The organism is Pseudidiomarina marina (assembly GCF_044807045.1).
Taxonomy (GTDB): Bacteria; Pseudomonadota; Gammaproteobacteria; order Enterobacterales; family Alteromonadaceae; genus Pseudidiomarina; species Pseudidiomarina marina.
In genome coordinates this window covers 282,453-297,850 of record NZ_CP085233.1, presented here as the reverse complement: position 1 = coordinate 297,850, position 15,398 = coordinate 282,453, and the positions used below count along the sequence as shown (strand labels likewise).

Genomic DNA, 15,398 nt, shown 5'->3' with positions numbered 1-15,398 from the left:
ATTGTTGTGTTGTGTATTTAAACCGTTTACTGTCAATGACATAAGAAAAAATAAAGATTAGATATTGTGCGCTAGATAGAGTGTAATTGAATATGCTCAAATTGCCTGTGCTAACTCGGAACCTTTCAAGGCAGCAATGCTAGCTTGAACAGTAAGTTAAGATCCGAAAACTGCCAATTGGACGAGTTTCTAAATGCGCACGCACAATATACAAATGTTAGGCTTCTACGAGGATACGATGGAAGAATTTATAGACCTGGGAGATGTTGCGGACTCTCTGTCAGAAAGGTTTCGTAACATTAAAGGATTGTACATATTTGGTTCGAGAGCATTTGGTACGGGGAGTCCTCGATCTGATATTGATATTCTTGTTGAGTATGATGGTCATCTAAGGCCAGCAGATATGAGAGATTTTATATCTATTGAATGTAAGGCTTTAGACCTTTTTCTCGTTAAAGATGGTAAGGCAATTAGCACTCAAAACGAAAGCTATGTTGAAAGCAACAATCTCCCAGATTTGGTTTCAAAATTAAATGCCAAGAAATTTTGGGATGGTGAAAGTGGAAGATTACAGGTAGATATTCCATGGAAGCAGAGGGTGAGAACTGATATCGAGTTTACTCCATCGTCTTTGCCAATGCAGCCAAAGCCAAAGTCACAAAATTCAATCGACCCAGAAAAATTAACCATTGGTCAGCTATTTAGCGCCCTAACTATCAAGCAAATTGTTAGCCTTATTTCAGTCGTCGTCGTTTCTCTATGTGTAGCCTTTGGGGCCGGTCATTGGGTAGGAACTAATACGGTCATAATTAAAAACACAGAAAAAGCTAACGACGAAGCTGGAGAGACAAAGCCTAACAATTCAAGCAAGCGGGACGCCGCAAGCGGCGCCCCTTCTTGAGGCGTTAAAGGACACACAAAGTTATGGATTATCCGTATTTTTCAGATCAGTCTTTTTTTCAATTGCTTTCAGATGCAATCCATTTTGAGATGCTATCGAAGGAGACCTCTGATCAGTACGAATCACAGAGATTTTCACGTGCGTCAATTATAAATTCTATACTTACCATTGAATCAGCAGCAAATTGTTGTGTATCTAGTATCAGTGGATCACCTAAATTTCTTGGTGATATTGAAAAGCTCCCGTCATTTTCCAAGTTTGATATTTTTTCAAAGTTTCGTGAATCTGACTATATCGATAGAGGGAATCATAAGTATCAAAAAGTGGCAGAGTTAAAAAAGGTACGGGATGCTTCAGTTCATCCTAAGAAAATAAAGATTCCTGTTGAGTTGTCACTAGATCATAAAAAGTATGAGGATTTAGTAGAACTTGGGCTTAGTTTCGACGCGTCACCTATGCCACAGACAAAAATCGATAAGTCATCCATGTTTTGGTTTTCCCGAGATGCTAAAGCAGCCCTGGAGGCTATACTTGAATTCTTCGACTATTATTTCCTCGAAATACTTAAGCTAAAGCATGAAGAAATTCTAGGACTGCTTGGTAACTCCCTATTTCTCAAAGAAGACTACTGTATGCTTTTCCATCAACAGTTCTTAGAAAGAGAACTGGAGTACGTTGCAAGCATAGGCATTAAGCAAAACTTCATAAATTTAAAATGCATGCGTCAGCTAAATGTGCCATGGCCTTTAACAAAGCCATCAAATTGACCGCACTACGCTGCGTTTCGTGCGGCAATTTATGGCGGCGTTAACGTCCGCTCTTGGCACATAACGGACAAAGATTTGCGGTTAGCTTCAATTAAAAACTGCTCTTTAAATCTGATTGTAGCCTCTAATCTTCTTTATGTACTCTAAAGCTGTGAAGTGAGGGATTACATTAAAGAGTATTTGAACCATTAAGTCGCGATTCTCTGGTCGTCAATAGCGATTTCTGGCTAAAAGTCGTATTTAAAGAACAGATTTTTGTCAGTGAATTTTTTTGGCACAGATATGGCACGAGAATGTCACAGGATTTTGTTTGTAAGTGCTTACTATTCTTCATGGGCTTGTAACCGTGGCGCACCCGACAGGAGTCGAACCTGTGACCTCTGCCTCCGGAGGGCAGCGCTCTATCCAGCTGAGCTACGGGTGCGTATTGATTCACTAAGGAATCGAAATGAGCCGGCATTATAGTGACCGTCGGCGTTGCTGTCCAGCCGGAATAACGCCAACTAAGGTTGGCGTTTTAACTCTAAATTATGAAAATCGAAGCTGAAATCGGTAAATGGCGCAACGGCTTCCATTTTGGCACCGGTGACCTCGTTCGAGCGATTCACTTCGAAATCTATATAAGCATCGGCTTCTAGCAATGGCTCGTCCCAGCGCACCACAAAAGTATCGCCGTTGTAGTGCTCTAGTGTTCCTTTCAGCATTGGCGTGTGGGTAAAGTTAATGCGTAACTTTTTGTCTGTCATGCCAATATCTACGGCGCCGTACCATGCATCGACGTAGCTACCCACGTAGCGCGCTAATGGCAACGCTTTGCGCGCAACATCAGGCGTTGGCATTTTGAAGTCGGCTTTGGAGTTCATAAACTCCCGGTATTTCTCACTTTCTTCCGCCACCCAATCACGATCTGGCAAATCGAATAAATCTTCCAGCGCTTCTTGAGTGATAGCTGTTAACGCACCGAAGGCTTGTTGGTTGCTCATCACGGTAATGGCGAAATTGCGCTCTGGAATGATAGTAGTGAGCGAGAGCATGCCTAAAATGCCACCGCTATGGTAAACGTGCTTTACGCCATGCTCGTTCTTCACGAACCAACCAAGTCCGTAGCCACGATAATGCGTGCCGTTCTCTGCAGCGCTGGCGCTTACCGACAGTGGCGTCACAACCTGCCACATGGCACGTTGCGAATCGGCACTGAATACTGATGAACCTGAAGAAGTTGAACCTTGAGCGACCTGTGCCAATAGCCATTTTGCGAAGTCATTGGCGTTGCTAGCCATCGCACCTGCCGCTGCAAAATCTTCCAGATAATCCAGCGCGAAGCGGTGCAATTCATCATTCATTTCAATGGTACCGACGGCGACATTAGAAACGTCTGACGGGATATTCGAATATCCTAGCACCGTATCAGTCATGCCCAACGGCTCAAGCAGTGTTTCAATTACATAATCGTTATATGGCATGCCACTTGCGCGAGCGATCACTTCACCGGCGGTAACAAACATTAAATTGTTGTAGGCGAAACGCTCACGTAGCCCAGAAGCAAACGGCACATGGGCAAGTCCAGCCAGAATGTCGGCTGTGGATTTGTCGGTGTTTGGCCAAATCATCAAATCGCCAGCCCCTAGGCCCAATCCAGAGCGGTGGCTCAACAAGTCACGAATGGTCAGTTCGGCGGTAATCGTAGGGTCTGACAGGCGAAATTCCGGAATATACTGAATGACTTTATCGTCCCAACGAAGTTTCTTTTGCTCAACGAGTGTGGCAAGCGCCGCTGCCGTAAACGCTTTGGTATGTGAGGCAACGCCAAATAGGGTGTCGGCAGTTACCGGTTCGCCGTTACCAATATCACGTATCCCGAACCCTTCCGCTAACACCACCTCGTTATCTTTCACCGCAACCACGGCAAGCCCAGGAATGTTAAATGCGCTTAACGCCTCTTCGGCGGTTGCGCGAATTTCATCGGCAGATTGACCGAACGCTGGCGCGGTTGAAAAGAGCAATGCACCGCACACGAAACTGGCTATAGGTTTGAAAGATAACGTCATGATGGTGTCCTAATTTTTGTTCTATTTGTTGCTTGCCAATCTAACCTCATCGCAGAGTTTAGGCAACTTGCCCGAATAGACTAGTGAACCGAAACGGTTAGGATAAACTACATAACGATATATTTCTTAACGAGGAAGAATGATGAAAGCAATGAAAGTTGTTGCGATACTTGCAGCCTTGATGTTGTCAGTACAGGCGTTTGCTTCGCAGTTTTTAATAGAACATAAGTTCAGCGAAGCGGCGAACAATGATAGCAAGGTGATGGTTGTATTTGCCGCCGAAGATCAGACCGTGGCGCTAGAGTCGTGGTCAAGTGCAACGCAAACCATGGTAACCACAGCGTTAAACGCGAAAGAGTTCGCGGGAAAACATGGTCAAATGGTTGAAGTATTGGCGCCTACAGGTTTAACTGCAGAACGTTTAGTTGTTGTGGGTGTTGGCGCGGCTGAGGCGTTTAATCGTGTGAAAGCTGAACAAGTCGGCGCAAAACTCTTGAGCTCATTACCAAGTGATAGCGCCGTGGTTTTAAACGCTAGCCTTATCAATGACGCTGCGGCTGTTGCTGCCATTGCGCATGGTATGGATTTAAAGAATTACCGTTTTGATCGCTACAAGAGCGATGCAAAAGGTCGCGAAACAGTTGCCTATCACTGGCAAGTGGCCGACGATTCAGAGGCACAGCAACATTATGCTGAATTCCAAGCCATTGCTAAGGGTGTTTTCTTATCGCGCGACATTATTAATTTACCTGGTGGTGACGGCTATCCCCAGGCCATTGCAGAAATGGCTTCGAAGGCACTGAAGCCGCTTGGCATTAAAGTGACCGTGTTGAACCCTGAGCAAGTGCGCAAAGCTGGCATGGGTGCGCTATACGGCGTAAGTAAAGGCAGTGAACACAAGGCTTATTTACTGGCGGCGCACTGGGAAGGTAGCGACGATCAACCGATAGCATTGGTTGGTAAAGGCAATACGTTTGATACCGGTGGTTACAACCTTAAAACCTCGTCAGGCTCTATCTTGCGCATGCAGACAGACAAAGCGGGCGGTGGTGCCGTGTTGGGCGCAGTAATGGCATTAGCTGGTCAAAAAGCGCCAGTAAATGTTGTTGCCGTGGTGCCGTTGTCGCATAACTTAATTTCAGGTTCAGCGTTGTTGCCAGGTGATGTGGTCACTGCTGGCGATGGCACCAAAATTGAAGTGGCGAACACTGATGCTGAAGGTCGTCTGATTCTTGCTGATGGTATCTGGTACGCTCGCGACAAATTCAAACCACGCGCCATTGCTGACATTGCAACGCTAACCGGTTCAAAAGTAGGTGCCTTGGGCACAGCTTACTCAGCTGTTTTCACTGAGCACGACGATTTGCTTGCAACAATGAAGCAAGCGGGCGAAGCAACCGACGAGCTGGTTTGGCAACTGCCGTTGGGCCCGTATCCAGGCATTATCAGTAGCACCTTGGCGGATATTAAAAACGTCGGCTCTCCGGGTGCGCAAGCTGGCGCCGTGTTTTTACAGCAATTTGCAAAAGACACCCCATGGATTCACATCGACATGGCAGGTAATGCTTATAACACTGGCGCTAGCGGTATTCACCCAGCTGGTGGTAACGGTTACGGCGTACGTTTACTCACCGAGTGGGTGAAACTGTACTCAAGCCAATCGAACTAGAGTAATACTGCTCGAATAAGGAGGCCGACCAGGGTGATGGTGATCACCCCGGCGGCCCATATACCGATAAACCATAACCAGCGCTGCCAAGTTGGTTTAGTCATGGTAGCCACTATCCTCTTTCACTTTTCCGCGAAATACCCAGTAGGTGTAGCCGGTATAGGCAAATATAATCGGCAGTAAAATCACAGCGCCAACTAACAAGAACGCCAAGCTATTATCAGGTGCTGCTGCTTCCCAGAGCGTGATTTCAAATGGAATTAGGTACGGGAAAATACTTACGGCAAACCCAATAAAAGCAATTAGAAATACGCCAAGCGCCCATAAATAGGGGCGGCCTTCTTGTTGCTTAGTGAGTGAGTTGAGTAATCCACCGCCAATCACAGCCAAGGCAAACGGCACCACCCACAGCGCTGCTGAACCCGGCCAAGTGAGCCAGCGGTCTGCCACATTCTCAAATGACGACACCAGATAAATACTGACGGCGGCAATGGCAAGAATTAACAAGATGGCGCTATTACGTCCATAGTTATAGGCTCGCGCTTGCAGCGGGCCGTCGGTTTTCATTACCAACCAAGTTGCGCCCAACAAGGCGTATCCCACACAAACGGCAATACCGGCAAAGATAGTGAACGGGCTGAGCCAGTCAAACCAGCCGCCCGCATAGGCGCGGTCGGTTACCGCAATACCTTGCAACATAGCGCCGAGCATGATGCCTTGGCTTAACGCCGCCACCATAGAGCCGAGCATGAAGGCGCGGTCCCACCAATGTTTGTTGGCTTTACTCTTAAAGCGGAACTCAAACGCCACGCCACGAAAAATTAGCCCCAATAACATTGCAATCACCGGCATGTAGAGCGCTGGCATTAATACCGAGTAGGCTAAGGGGAAAACGGCAAGTAAGCCGCCACCGCCAAGTACTAACCAAGTTTCATTGCCATCCCATACAGGAGCAACGCTGTTCACCATACGGTCACGATATTTTTCTTCAGGCACCCAGGGGAATAAAATCCCCATGCCTAAATCGAAGCCATCGAGTGCGACATACGCGAACACAGCAATGGCAATAAGAGCTGCCCAAATGAGTGCATAATCCATGGCTTAGTCCTCCTCGTGATAGAGACGTTCAGCGGCCATCGGCACGCGCGCGTAATCAGGGATGTGAGTGTGTTCAGGACTGCCCGCCATTTTCCGTAAAATGTAAACGGTACCTGCGCCAAACACTAAGAAGTACACCACAATAAAGGCCACTAAGCTGGCGCCAACACCTACCGCGTCAATCGGGGATACCGCATCATTGGTGCGCAACAAGCCTTGAATGACCCACGGTTGACGACCGACTTCGGTAACAACCCAGCCAGCGATAACCGCGACGAAACCAAGTGGTCCCATGAGAACTGCGGCACGATGAATCGGGCGCGATTCATAGAGTTGTTTGCGCAAACGCAAATATCCTGACCATAAGCCAATAAGCACCATCAGCACGCCAATGCCAACCATGATTCGAAACGACCAAAATACAATTGGAACTGGAGGCCATTCGTCGCGTGGAAAAGCGTCTAAACCAGTCACCGTGGCATCAATGTCGTGCTTCAATATCAAGCTGGCGAGACCGGGGATCTTAATCGCGTAATCCACTTCTGCGGTTTCTTCGTTTGGCCAGCCAAATAAATACAGTGGTGCTCGGGCTTCCGATTTGAAGTGCCCTTCCATGGCAGCGACTTTGGCCGGTTGATGCTCTTGGGTGTTCAATCCGTGCAAGTCGCCAACGAATACTTGCAGTGGTGCGACAATTAACGCCATCCACATTGCCATCGAGAACATTTTACGCGCCGCTTGTGAGCTCTTGTCTTTCAACAAATGCCAAGCGCCGACAGCGCCCACCACAAACGCAGTGGTCAAGTAAGCAGCTAGTAACATGTGCGCGAGTCGATATGGAAACGACGGATTAAATATCGCTTCAAGCCAGCTCGTTACAACGTATTGACCTTGTTCATTCATGGTGAAGCCGGCAGGCGTTTGCATCCAGCTATTCACGGATAAAATCCAGAACGCACTGATAGCGGTTCCTACCGCCACCATTAAAGTTGCAAAGTAGTGTAAGCGCTCACCAACTTTGTTCATACCGAACAACATGACGCCCAAGAAACCGGCTTCTAGGAAGAAAGCGGTCAGAACCTCGTAGCCCATCAATGGACCGATGACGGGACCGGCTTTATCGGAAAACACCGACCAGTTGGTGCCAAATTGGTAACTCATGACGATGCCTGAAACCACGCCCATGCCGAACGCGACAGCAAAGATTTTCAGCCAGTAACGATAAAGCTTTTGGTACACTGGGTTACGAGTTTTTAGAAATAAGCCTTCAAGTACCGCCAGATAACTGGCTAAACCAATGGTGAAGGCAGGGAAGATAATATGAAAGGCAATGGTGAATGCGAATTGAAACCGGGCGAGCAACACCGCATCTGCCTGTGAGAACCAACTTTCGAACATCGTTCACCTCGTGGGTAGTATGTACCTTAGTCAAAATAAGTATAGGTGTTATTTTAGCTCGTTACGAACGATAACCTGCTGCAGAGCAAGATAATAACTAATCATGCCCATACAAAATGTATGGCATAAAACCTGAGAATTCATCATGTACGTCACACTTTTTATAGCCGCATTGTTATCAGCCACGCTGTTACCCGGCTCATCAGAAGTTTTGCTGGTGACACTGCAAACGCAAAGTTATGCCGTTGGGTGGTTGTGGTTGGTGGCAACACTTGGGAATACATTGGGTTCATGTGTGAACTATGGGCTTGGGCGCTATGCGTTGCACTGGCAGCATCAACGTTGGTTTCCGGTATCACCGAAGCAGTTAGAGAAAGGTCAACAGTGGTTTGGGCAATACGGGAAGTGGAGCCTGCTATTAGCTTGGTTGCCCGTGGTGGGTGATCCTATCACTTTGTTTGCGGGCATTATGCGGCTTCACTTTGGCGTGTTTTTCATGCTTACCGCCATCGGTAAAGCCGCACGTTATGCGGTTATTCTTGGTTTACTGCTCAGTCTCGGTTAATTCGGCGTAAGCTTTTGCAATGTCGGCTAAACGCGCATCGATGGTCTCTCGATCTAGCCATTGCCCCGCCACCATTACCCCAGCATGCTCAGCAAGAGTTTCCGGCGTGATCAGTGGGTTCTCGTTAAGCAAGATAAAATCAGCACGCTGGCCCTCAGCAATAGCACCGAATTTGTCTTTGTTGGCAAAATATTCACCAGCAGCAACCGTTGCACTATGCAGAATGCCTGCCGTAGGAATGCCAGCGTCACGCAACATGCGAATTTCATGCATGGCCGAAAAGCCCGGAACACTAAATAATTGGGGTGCATCGGTGCCAAAAATCATGGTTACACCACCGTCATACAGGGCTTTGATTAGGCGTTGACGATTTTGCTGCTGCACCATGGCGTTGTCTTCATTGAAGTAGCCAAGCGTCGGCTCAGTGAGATAACCAAACCAGCCATCACGAACTTGTTGTGGCACATAGTTAATCTCAGGATAAGCACGTAAGGCTTCTTTGTCCGCAGCGCCGATAATGGTTGCCCATAGTGCTTGAGTTGGCACCACTGCAACGTTATGGCGCAAGGAAAGTGCAACCAAATACTCAAGCTCATATTTTGACGCCGCTCGATTGGTTGCATCAATGGCTTCAAGGTAACCGTCAAGGTGGTCAATTGTGCGTTGACCAGCCTTTAAGGCTTCTTCTAAACCAACATCAGTCGGCACATGGCCACCGAAATCCATCTTCGCATCGCGCGCCGTTTTCGCCATCGCTTGGTATTCAGCCAGTGTTAACCCCGGGTGAACTTTGAGTAAATCCCAGCCTTCGTCACGTTGATCAATGACGCGCTGCGTTGCCTGCTCTGGCGATTCAATGCTATTGCCATTGAAGCTTGGGCCCGCTAAATAAAGCGTTGGGCCAATACGCTTACCGTCGGCGATATCTTGTTTTAATTGCAGTTGATGCGGGTAACCGAGCATACCGCGCACGGTTGTCACACCGTTGGCGACATACATAAACAATACATCATCGAGGTAACGGTCAGGATATTGTCCGAAGCCACTCGCTGGCGGAACGTGCCCATGCATTTCCGCTAAGCCGGCAAGTATATACTTCCCTGTACCATCAATGTGTTGGTAATTTTCAGGAACGGACAAACTAGCTGTATCACCCACCGCCGTAATACGGTCCCCCTCAACTAGAACCGTTTGATTGCTGCGAATCGAACCATCCGTGCGGGTTAACTCAACAACGCTCACCCCATGAAAAGCATAACCACTTGGCTCAACTGCTTGCGGATTCGCTTCGGATTGAGGTTGGCAAGCACTGACTCCAACCACCAAGAAAAGCATGAAAACAAGAACAATGTAACGTTGCATACAGGGTTACCTTTTCTTAAGAAACTAAAATGTATTGTAGTCAAAACACTTCAATGAACAGGCGTTATTTATCGCATGAACATACAAGCTAATCGGATTTCTACTCGCAACCGCTGCAAAATGCTTTAGTCTGAATCCAATAACTTCACTAGAACAACGAAAAAGGATCATCCATGCGACAATTTATCATTCCAGTGGTGCTGGGTTTGTCAGCACTAACGACACAGCTAATGGTTGCGCCAGCAACTGCGCAAGAAGCGCCTAAAACACTTCAGGCAGAAGATATTTTTGCATTGGAGTGGGCCAATGACGTGCAAATTTCACCAAACGGACGTTATGTGGTGTACGTGCGTCATGGTTTCGACATCATGAAAGATAACACCAAGCGTGCCTTATGGTTGGTGGATACCGAAACGGGGTCACATACGCCGCTATTTGATGACCAGCATTCGTACGGTAATCCGAGCTGGTCGCCGGATGGCTCAAAATTAGCGTTTAGTTCCAACCGCGATGGTCGTAACCAAATTCATGTGTATCACGTTGCCACCAAAACTTCGAGTGCGATTACTGAAGTAACCGAAAGTCCACGACAGTTTTCGTGGTCACCAAATGGTAAGCACTTGGCATTTTTAATGAATGTAGCGGCTGAAAAAACTGAGTATGCGAAAGCGGTGAAAAAGCCAAAGGCGCCAAAAGGTGCGAAGTGGGCGAAGCCGCCAGTGATTGTCGAGCGTACCTATTACCAACGTGATGGAGCCGGCGTGCTTCCTGATACGTACAGCCAAATTTTCGTGGTGCCAAGTGACGGCGGTTCAGCGCGTCAACTAACCAGTGGTGCTTATAGCCACAACGGGCCGTTAGCCTGGGTCGATAACGGGAAGGCGCTCGTATTCAGCGCTAATCGGAACGACGACTGGGAATACCAAGTCAATGAATCTGATTTGTGGAAAGTGGCCGTGCAAGATGGTGCGTTGACCCAAGTCACCGATATGCCAGGGCGTGAATGGTCACCGGTAACCTCACCAAATGGCGAGCAACTAGCATTTTTACATCGCGGTAACGAAGCTATTCCATACCACAATGCCAAGCTACGGATTATGGATCTTGACGACAGCGAGCAACGCGAACTGCTCAGTGATTTCGACCGCTCAATTGATAGCCCGCTGTGGATCAGTAATGACCGCTTAGCTATTCAATATGCGGACCGCGGTCGCTACAAGCTCGCTGAAATTCGCATTAATGGTAACAAGAATGAGTGGGTGGATGACGTCGGTGGTGTCTCGGTAAGTCGTCCGTACATGAGCGGTATGTTTTCAGTTGCCGCCGATGGTGACAAAATTGCCTACACACGTGGCTCAAGCTATCGCCCAGCAGATGTTGCAGTGTTTAAAATTCCACGTCGCGGTAGCGCAAAACCACAAAGCTTTACGGCGTTGAACGATGATGTTTTAGACCATCGTAAGTTGGGTAAAGTGCATGAGTTCACCTACAATTCAAGTTACGACGACACAGAAATTCACGGCTGGTACATTACACCGCCAGATTACGATCCAAACAAAAAGTATCCGTTATTGTTAGAAATTCATGGTGGCCCTCATTTAGCCTATAGCCCTATGTTCGCTGCTGAACAGCAACGCTATGCTGCTGAAGGTTACATTGTCTTCTACAACAACTATCGCGGAAGTACTTCATACGGTGCAGAACATGCACTGAAACTGGATGGTTTCTACTCGTCAGAGCGAGATCACGCAGACCATATGTCGGGCATAGATGCGCTGATTGATAAGGGCATGGTTGATCCGAATAACCTGTTTATTGCGGGTGGTTCAGCGGGCGGTATCGCAACGGCCTATGCCGTTGGTCTCACGGATCGCTTTAATGCTGCGGCAGCGACGAACCCAGTGATTAACTGGATTAGTAAAACACTGACAGCGGATAGCTATTTGGGTCAAATCACCAACCAGTTTCCGGCAATGCCGTGGGAAGACTACGACCATTATTGGAAGCGTTCGCCGTTATCGATGGTGGGTAAAGTAAATACGCCAGTCATGCTGTTCAGTGGCGAAAATGATCGCCGTGTACCGATGTCTGAAATAGAGCAGTTCTACCAAGCATTGCAGTTACGCAAAGTAGATACCGCGATGGTACGTGTTCCGGATGCATCGCACGGGGTAACCGCGCGTCCATCAAATATGATTGCGAAAATTGAACACACGCTGGCGTGGTTCAAGCTTTATCACAAGAAGTAACGTTTAAAAAGTAGCATGTGAACAAAATGGTTGCGGCATTGTATTTTTTGATATGATGTCGCAACTTTTTTTGATTAGTTAAGTGACGGGGCAGAACATGGAACGATTCATTGAAAACCTGATGTACAATTTGCGTTGGTTATTGGCGCCTATTTATCTGGGTTTAAGTCTCGCAGTGTTACTTCTTGGTGTGAAGTTCTTCCAAGAACTTGTGCATGTATTTCCCAACATTCTTGAAATCAAAGAAGTCGATCTCATCCTTCTGACTCTAACGCTTATTGATATCGCATTGGTCGGTGGCTTACTGGTGATGGTGATGTTAAGTGGTTACGAAAACTTTGTCTCCACGCTCAATATCAATAACGACACGGAAAAGTTGGCCTGGTTAGGTAAAATCGATTCAGGCGGTTTGAAGAACAAAGTGGCGGCTTCAATCGTTGCGATTTCTTCCATTCACTTACTCAAAATTTTCATGAATGCACAAAATATCGATCACGACACCATCAAGTGGTACGTGATTATTCACTTAACTTTTGTGGGTTCGGCGTTTGCAATGGGTTACTTAGACAAAGTAACTCGTAAACAAGGTGATTTTTAACGAATTACCCGCGGCACGCGCGCTGAAACATTAGTGAGTAAATCGTAGCTGATGGTACCGGCGTGCTGTGCTACCCGCGCCACGCTTAAGTTAGGCCCCCACAACTCGGCTTCATCGCCTACGGTGATTTCTGCAAAGTCCGTCACGTCGACGGTAATCATATCCATGGAAACTGTGCCGGCGAGCGGTACTTCATGGTCACGTATTACTACCGGTGTACCGTTTTTCGCGTGGCGTGGATAGCCATCGGCATAACCAATTGCAATGGTTGCGATGCGACTTGGACGTTCGGCTTTCCAGGTACTTCCGTACCCAACAGATTCACCTTTAGCAACATCACGTATCGCAATGACGGGTGCAATGAGGCGCATGACCGGTTTTAATGGCTGCGGCAATGGCATTGCCTTTTCCACTGGATTATCGCCGTATAGCAAAATGCCGGTGCGTATCCAATGACCGTTATGTTGCGACATATCAATTGCTGAACTCACAAGAGCAGCCGAAGTGGCAAGACTCATGTCGAGTTTAGATTCGGTTTGCGCGCAGACATCTTCGAACAACTCTAACTGTTTGTTGTTTAATGGGTGAACATGTTTCTCGGCATTGGCAAAATGTGACATTAAGGTGACACTACCTACCTGCGGCGAGGCTTTTAATTCATCATGAACACGCTGTACCTCATTCGGCGCCCAACCAAGTCGGTGCATGCCGGTATCAACCTTGAGCCAAACCGCCAACGGACGCACTAAGCGAGCCATAAAAATAGCGTCAAGTTGCTGTTGTTGATGAACCACAGGTTGAAAGTTGTGATGTGCGCAAACAGGCAATTCAGCATCACTAAAACAGCCTTCAAGTAGAACAATGGGCTGTTGGAATCCAGCGTTACGAATGGTAATAGCTTCATCAATAAAGGCGACCGCAAAAGCATCCACATGCTCACTAATCGCCTCAGCAACAGTCAGAACACCATGACCATAACCGTCGGCTTTAATCACACCGAGTAAGCGGGCATCGCCAGCAAGCTGACGTGCAATTCGTGCATTATGATGCAAGGCATCGCGATCGATCTCGGCGCGGGTAGGGCGAAAGTGCACACCATTAGCCATGGAGAGCGCCTAATATTGTCGCGTTGAGTTCAATCACGCAGTGATACAACATACAACCGTTTCCTTAAATCATCATAAAACTAGCAATAACGTACAAAATAAGTGTCGCCGCACCTGCAGTTAGCGCATATGGTAATTGCGTGCGTACGTGCTCGAGCAAGTCACACCCAGACGCCAGAGCCGATACTGCCGTGGTGTCTGAAATCGGCGAGCAGTGGTCACCAAAAACGCCACCGCCTAGCACCGCCGCCAACAGTAGCGGCGCTGGTAAATCAAGCGCAATAATCATGGGCGCGGCAATAGGGATCAAAATTGCAAACGTTCCCCACGAGGTGCCGGTCGTAAACGATATTAATGCACCAGTTAAAAACAGCATCGGGGCTATTAGGTATAGCGGCAGGAAATCACCGACTAAGTTTGCCAAAAAGATACCGGTACCTAACTCACGCAGGCTGCTACCAAGTGCCAATGAGAGCAGGACGATACTCACCAGAGGTAATAATTCGCTCATGCCCTTAAAGCCGATATCCACCAGCTGTTGGTGACTATTACGTCGGCTCATCAGCAACATGATATAGGCTACCACGCACGCCAAGGCGGTTGCATAGAGCACAGATTTTGAGCCATCACCTTGGGTAATATCACCGTCACCGGTGCCAAACATAAAGGCAACCATGCCAAATACCATCACCGCCAGCGGCACCAACATATAGCGCGCTTTGCTGTTGCTTGGCACATGTTCTGGAATGTCTTGGTGCGGTTGCGGCTGCTGCTCAACGGCGCGCATCGGCCCGTATACTTTGCCTGAAAACGCCGTATAAAACACGATGCTCAGTGTAACGAGTGCGTAAAAATTATATGGGATGGTGGCCCAAAGCGTACTGACTGAGGAGCCGGGCAACCCCTGTTGCTCAATCATGCCAAGCACATAAGCCCCCCAACCGTTAAGTAAAATCAAGATGCATACTGGGGCACTAGTGCTATCAATAAGGTAAGCCAAACGTGCGCGGCTCATGCCGAGTTTTTCAAACAATCCGCGTGATAAAATGCCTGCCGTAAGCACACTCAAATTCGATTCAATAAATACAAACACACCGGTAAACACTGTCATAAGGCTGGCGCTACGCTTGGTTTTTCCTAAACCGCGCGCAAGCAGCGCCTCGACGGTTGCAGCAACGCCGCCGGATTCTCGGATATACGCGAGTAATGCGCCGACCATTAGGCTAAATACTAAAATGCGCGTGTTACTGGCGGAGCCAAATACGGCCACAATACGCTCAATAGTGGCAGTAAAGGTGAGTAAAACTGATTCACCTGCTTGCACAGTCAGCAATAATTCAGACGTCATAATGGCGAGTAGTAGTGCGACAATGACTTCTTTTCGCCAAAATACCACCAAAATGGCGACAAGTGGTGGTAGAACAGACATCCAACTCATAAGAATGGCCTTTTGTTGTTATTGTTCGGCTTTAGTGACAAATGCTGTGACAGCTTGCCTTGCATTACGATGCAATAGTGCCAAGGCTTCATGATTTATGCAATTTCTACCCACGAATTATGACATTGAGCAATAAAACCTCCTAGTGCTATTGCAATTCAAATGCGAATCGTTATCATTAGCACAATCATTTGGGTCG

The 15,398-nt window shown here is 47.6% G+C and carries 12 protein-coding genes and 1 tRNA gene; 6 read left to right on the top strand and 7 right to left on the bottom strand.

Annotated features, from left to right (window positions below):
* The first annotated feature begins 193 nt into the window (after nucleotides 1-193).
* Nucleotides 194-901: a nucleotidyltransferase domain-containing protein gene (locus tag LG272_RS01380; RefSeq protein WP_404409142.1), complete on the top strand. Its 708-nt coding sequence runs from the start codon at nucleotides 194-196 to the stop codon at nucleotides 899-901.
* A 23-nt stretch (nucleotides 902-924) separates the two neighbouring features.
* Nucleotides 925-1,668, top strand: coding sequence for a hypothetical protein (locus tag LG272_RS01375; RefSeq protein ID WP_404409140.1), 744 nt, complete (start codon nucleotides 925-927; stop codon nucleotides 1,666-1,668).
* Nucleotides 1,669-2,015: 347 nt separating this feature from the next.
* Here the strand turns inward: LG272_RS01375 and LG272_RS01370 are convergent.
* Nucleotides 2,016-2,092 (bottom strand) — tRNA-Arg (locus LG272_RS01370).
* A 79-nt stretch (nucleotides 2,093-2,171) separates the two neighbouring features.
* On the bottom strand, nucleotides 2,172-3,716 hold the full coding sequence (locus tag LG272_RS01365) for a serine hydrolase (RefSeq protein ID WP_404409138.1): 1,545 nt from the start codon (nucleotides 3,714-3,716) through the stop codon (nucleotides 2,172-2,174).
* A 139-nt stretch (nucleotides 3,717-3,855) separates the two neighbouring features.
* On the opposite strand from LG272_RS01365, the gene LG272_RS01360 reads away from it, so the two are divergent.
* Complete coding sequence (locus tag LG272_RS01360) at nucleotides 3,856-5,385, top strand: leucyl aminopeptidase family protein (RefSeq protein WP_404409136.1); 1,530 nt, start codon at nucleotides 3,856-3,858, stop codon at nucleotides 5,383-5,385.
* A gap of 96 nt (nucleotides 5,386-5,481) precedes the next feature.
* Here the strand turns inward: LG272_RS01360 and cydB are convergent, their stop codons facing one another.
* Nucleotides 5,482-6,483: a cytochrome d ubiquinol oxidase subunit II gene (gene cydB, locus LG272_RS01355; RefSeq protein WP_404409134.1), complete on the bottom strand. Its 1,002-nt coding sequence runs from the start codon at nucleotides 6,481-6,483 to the stop codon at nucleotides 5,482-5,484.
* Between the two features lie 3 nt (nucleotides 6,484-6,486).
* Nucleotides 6,487-7,881, bottom strand: coding sequence for a cytochrome ubiquinol oxidase subunit I (locus LG272_RS01350; protein ID WP_126759710.1), 1,395 nt, complete (start codon nucleotides 7,879-7,881; stop codon nucleotides 6,487-6,489).
* A gap of 142 nt (nucleotides 7,882-8,023) precedes the next feature.
* Here LG272_RS01350 and LG272_RS01345 point away from each other — a divergent pair, with 142 nt between their 5' ends.
* On the top strand, nucleotides 8,024-8,446 hold the full coding sequence (locus tag LG272_RS01345; RefSeq protein ID WP_404409966.1) for a YqaA family protein: 423 nt from the start codon (nucleotides 8,024-8,026) through the stop codon (nucleotides 8,444-8,446).
* On the opposite strand, the gene LG272_RS01340 is transcribed toward LG272_RS01345, so the two are convergent.
* On the bottom strand, nucleotides 8,426-9,808 hold the full coding sequence (locus tag LG272_RS01340; protein ID WP_241967983.1) for an amidohydrolase family protein: 1,383 nt from the start codon (nucleotides 9,806-9,808) through the stop codon (nucleotides 8,426-8,428). The genes LG272_RS01345 and LG272_RS01340 overlap by 21 nt on opposite strands.
* Nucleotides 9,809-9,981: 173 nt before the next feature.
* On the opposite strand from LG272_RS01340, the gene LG272_RS01335 reads away from it, so the two are divergent.
* A complete protein-coding gene (locus tag LG272_RS01335) occupies nucleotides 9,982-12,057 on the top strand; it encodes a S9 family peptidase (protein ID WP_404409131.1) in 2,076 nt (691 codons plus the stop codon).
* Between the two features lie 97 nt (nucleotides 12,058-12,154).
* The gene (locus LG272_RS01330; protein ID WP_404409129.1) at nucleotides 12,155-12,655 is read left to right on the top strand and encodes a TIGR00645 family protein; all 501 of its coding nucleotides are present in this window, start codon (nucleotides 12,155-12,157) and stop codon (nucleotides 12,653-12,655) included.
* Here LG272_RS01330 and alr read toward each other — a convergent pair.
* Nucleotides 12,652-13,761, bottom strand: a complete 1,110-nt coding sequence (gene alr / locus LG272_RS01325) for an alanine racemase (protein WP_404409127.1) — start codon at nucleotides 13,759-13,761, stop codon at nucleotides 12,652-12,654. The two genes, LG272_RS01330 and alr, sit on opposite strands and share 4 nt — an antisense overlap.
* A 64-nt stretch (nucleotides 13,762-13,825) precedes the next feature.
* Entirely contained in the window at nucleotides 13,826-15,199 is a 1,374-nt protein-coding gene (locus LG272_RS01320; RefSeq protein ID WP_126759706.1) for a Na+/H+ antiporter NhaC family protein, read from the bottom strand.
* Nucleotides 15,200-15,398 lie beyond the last annotated feature (199 nt).

What these genes read in the sequence shown, in the direction of transcription:
- LG272_RS01380 (WP_404409142.1), top strand. Translation starts at nt 194, where the DNA reads ATGCGCACGCACAATATACAAATGTTAGGCTTCTACGAGGATACGATG.
- LG272_RS01375 (WP_404409140.1), top strand. Translation starts at nt 925, where the DNA reads ATGGATTATCCGTATTTTTCAGATCAGTCTTTTTTTCAATTGCTTTCA.
- LG272_RS01365 (WP_404409138.1), bottom strand. Translation starts at nt 3,716, where the DNA reads ATGACGTTATCTTTCAAACCTATAGCCAGTTTCGTGTGCGGTGCATTG.
- LG272_RS01360 (WP_404409136.1), top strand. Translation starts at nt 3,856, where the DNA reads ATGATGAAAGCAATGAAAGTTGTTGCGATACTTGCAGCCTTGATGTTG.
- cydB (WP_404409134.1), bottom strand. Translation starts at nt 6,483, where the DNA reads ATGGATTATGCACTCATTTGGGCAGCTCTTATTGCCATTGCTGTGTTC.
- LG272_RS01350 (WP_126759710.1), bottom strand. Translation starts at nt 7,881, where the DNA reads ATGTTCGAAAGTTGGTTCTCACAGGCAGATGCGGTGTTGCTCGCCCGG.
- LG272_RS01340 (WP_241967983.1), bottom strand. Translation starts at nt 9,808, where the DNA reads ATGCAACGTTACATTGTTCTTGTTTTCATGCTTTTCTTGGTGGTTGGA.
- LG272_RS01335 (WP_404409131.1), top strand. Translation starts at nt 9,982, where the DNA reads ATGCGACAATTTATCATTCCAGTGGTGCTGGGTTTGTCAGCACTAACG.
- LG272_RS01330 (WP_404409129.1), top strand. Translation starts at nt 12,155, where the DNA reads ATGGAACGATTCATTGAAAACCTGATGTACAATTTGCGTTGGTTATTG.
- alr (WP_404409127.1), bottom strand. Translation starts at nt 13,761, where the DNA reads ATGGCTAATGGTGTGCACTTTCGCCCTACCCGCGCCGAGATCGATCGC.
- LG272_RS01320 (WP_126759706.1), bottom strand. Translation starts at nt 15,199, where the DNA reads ATGAGTTGGATGTCTGTTCTACCACCACTTGTCGCCATTTTGGTGGTA.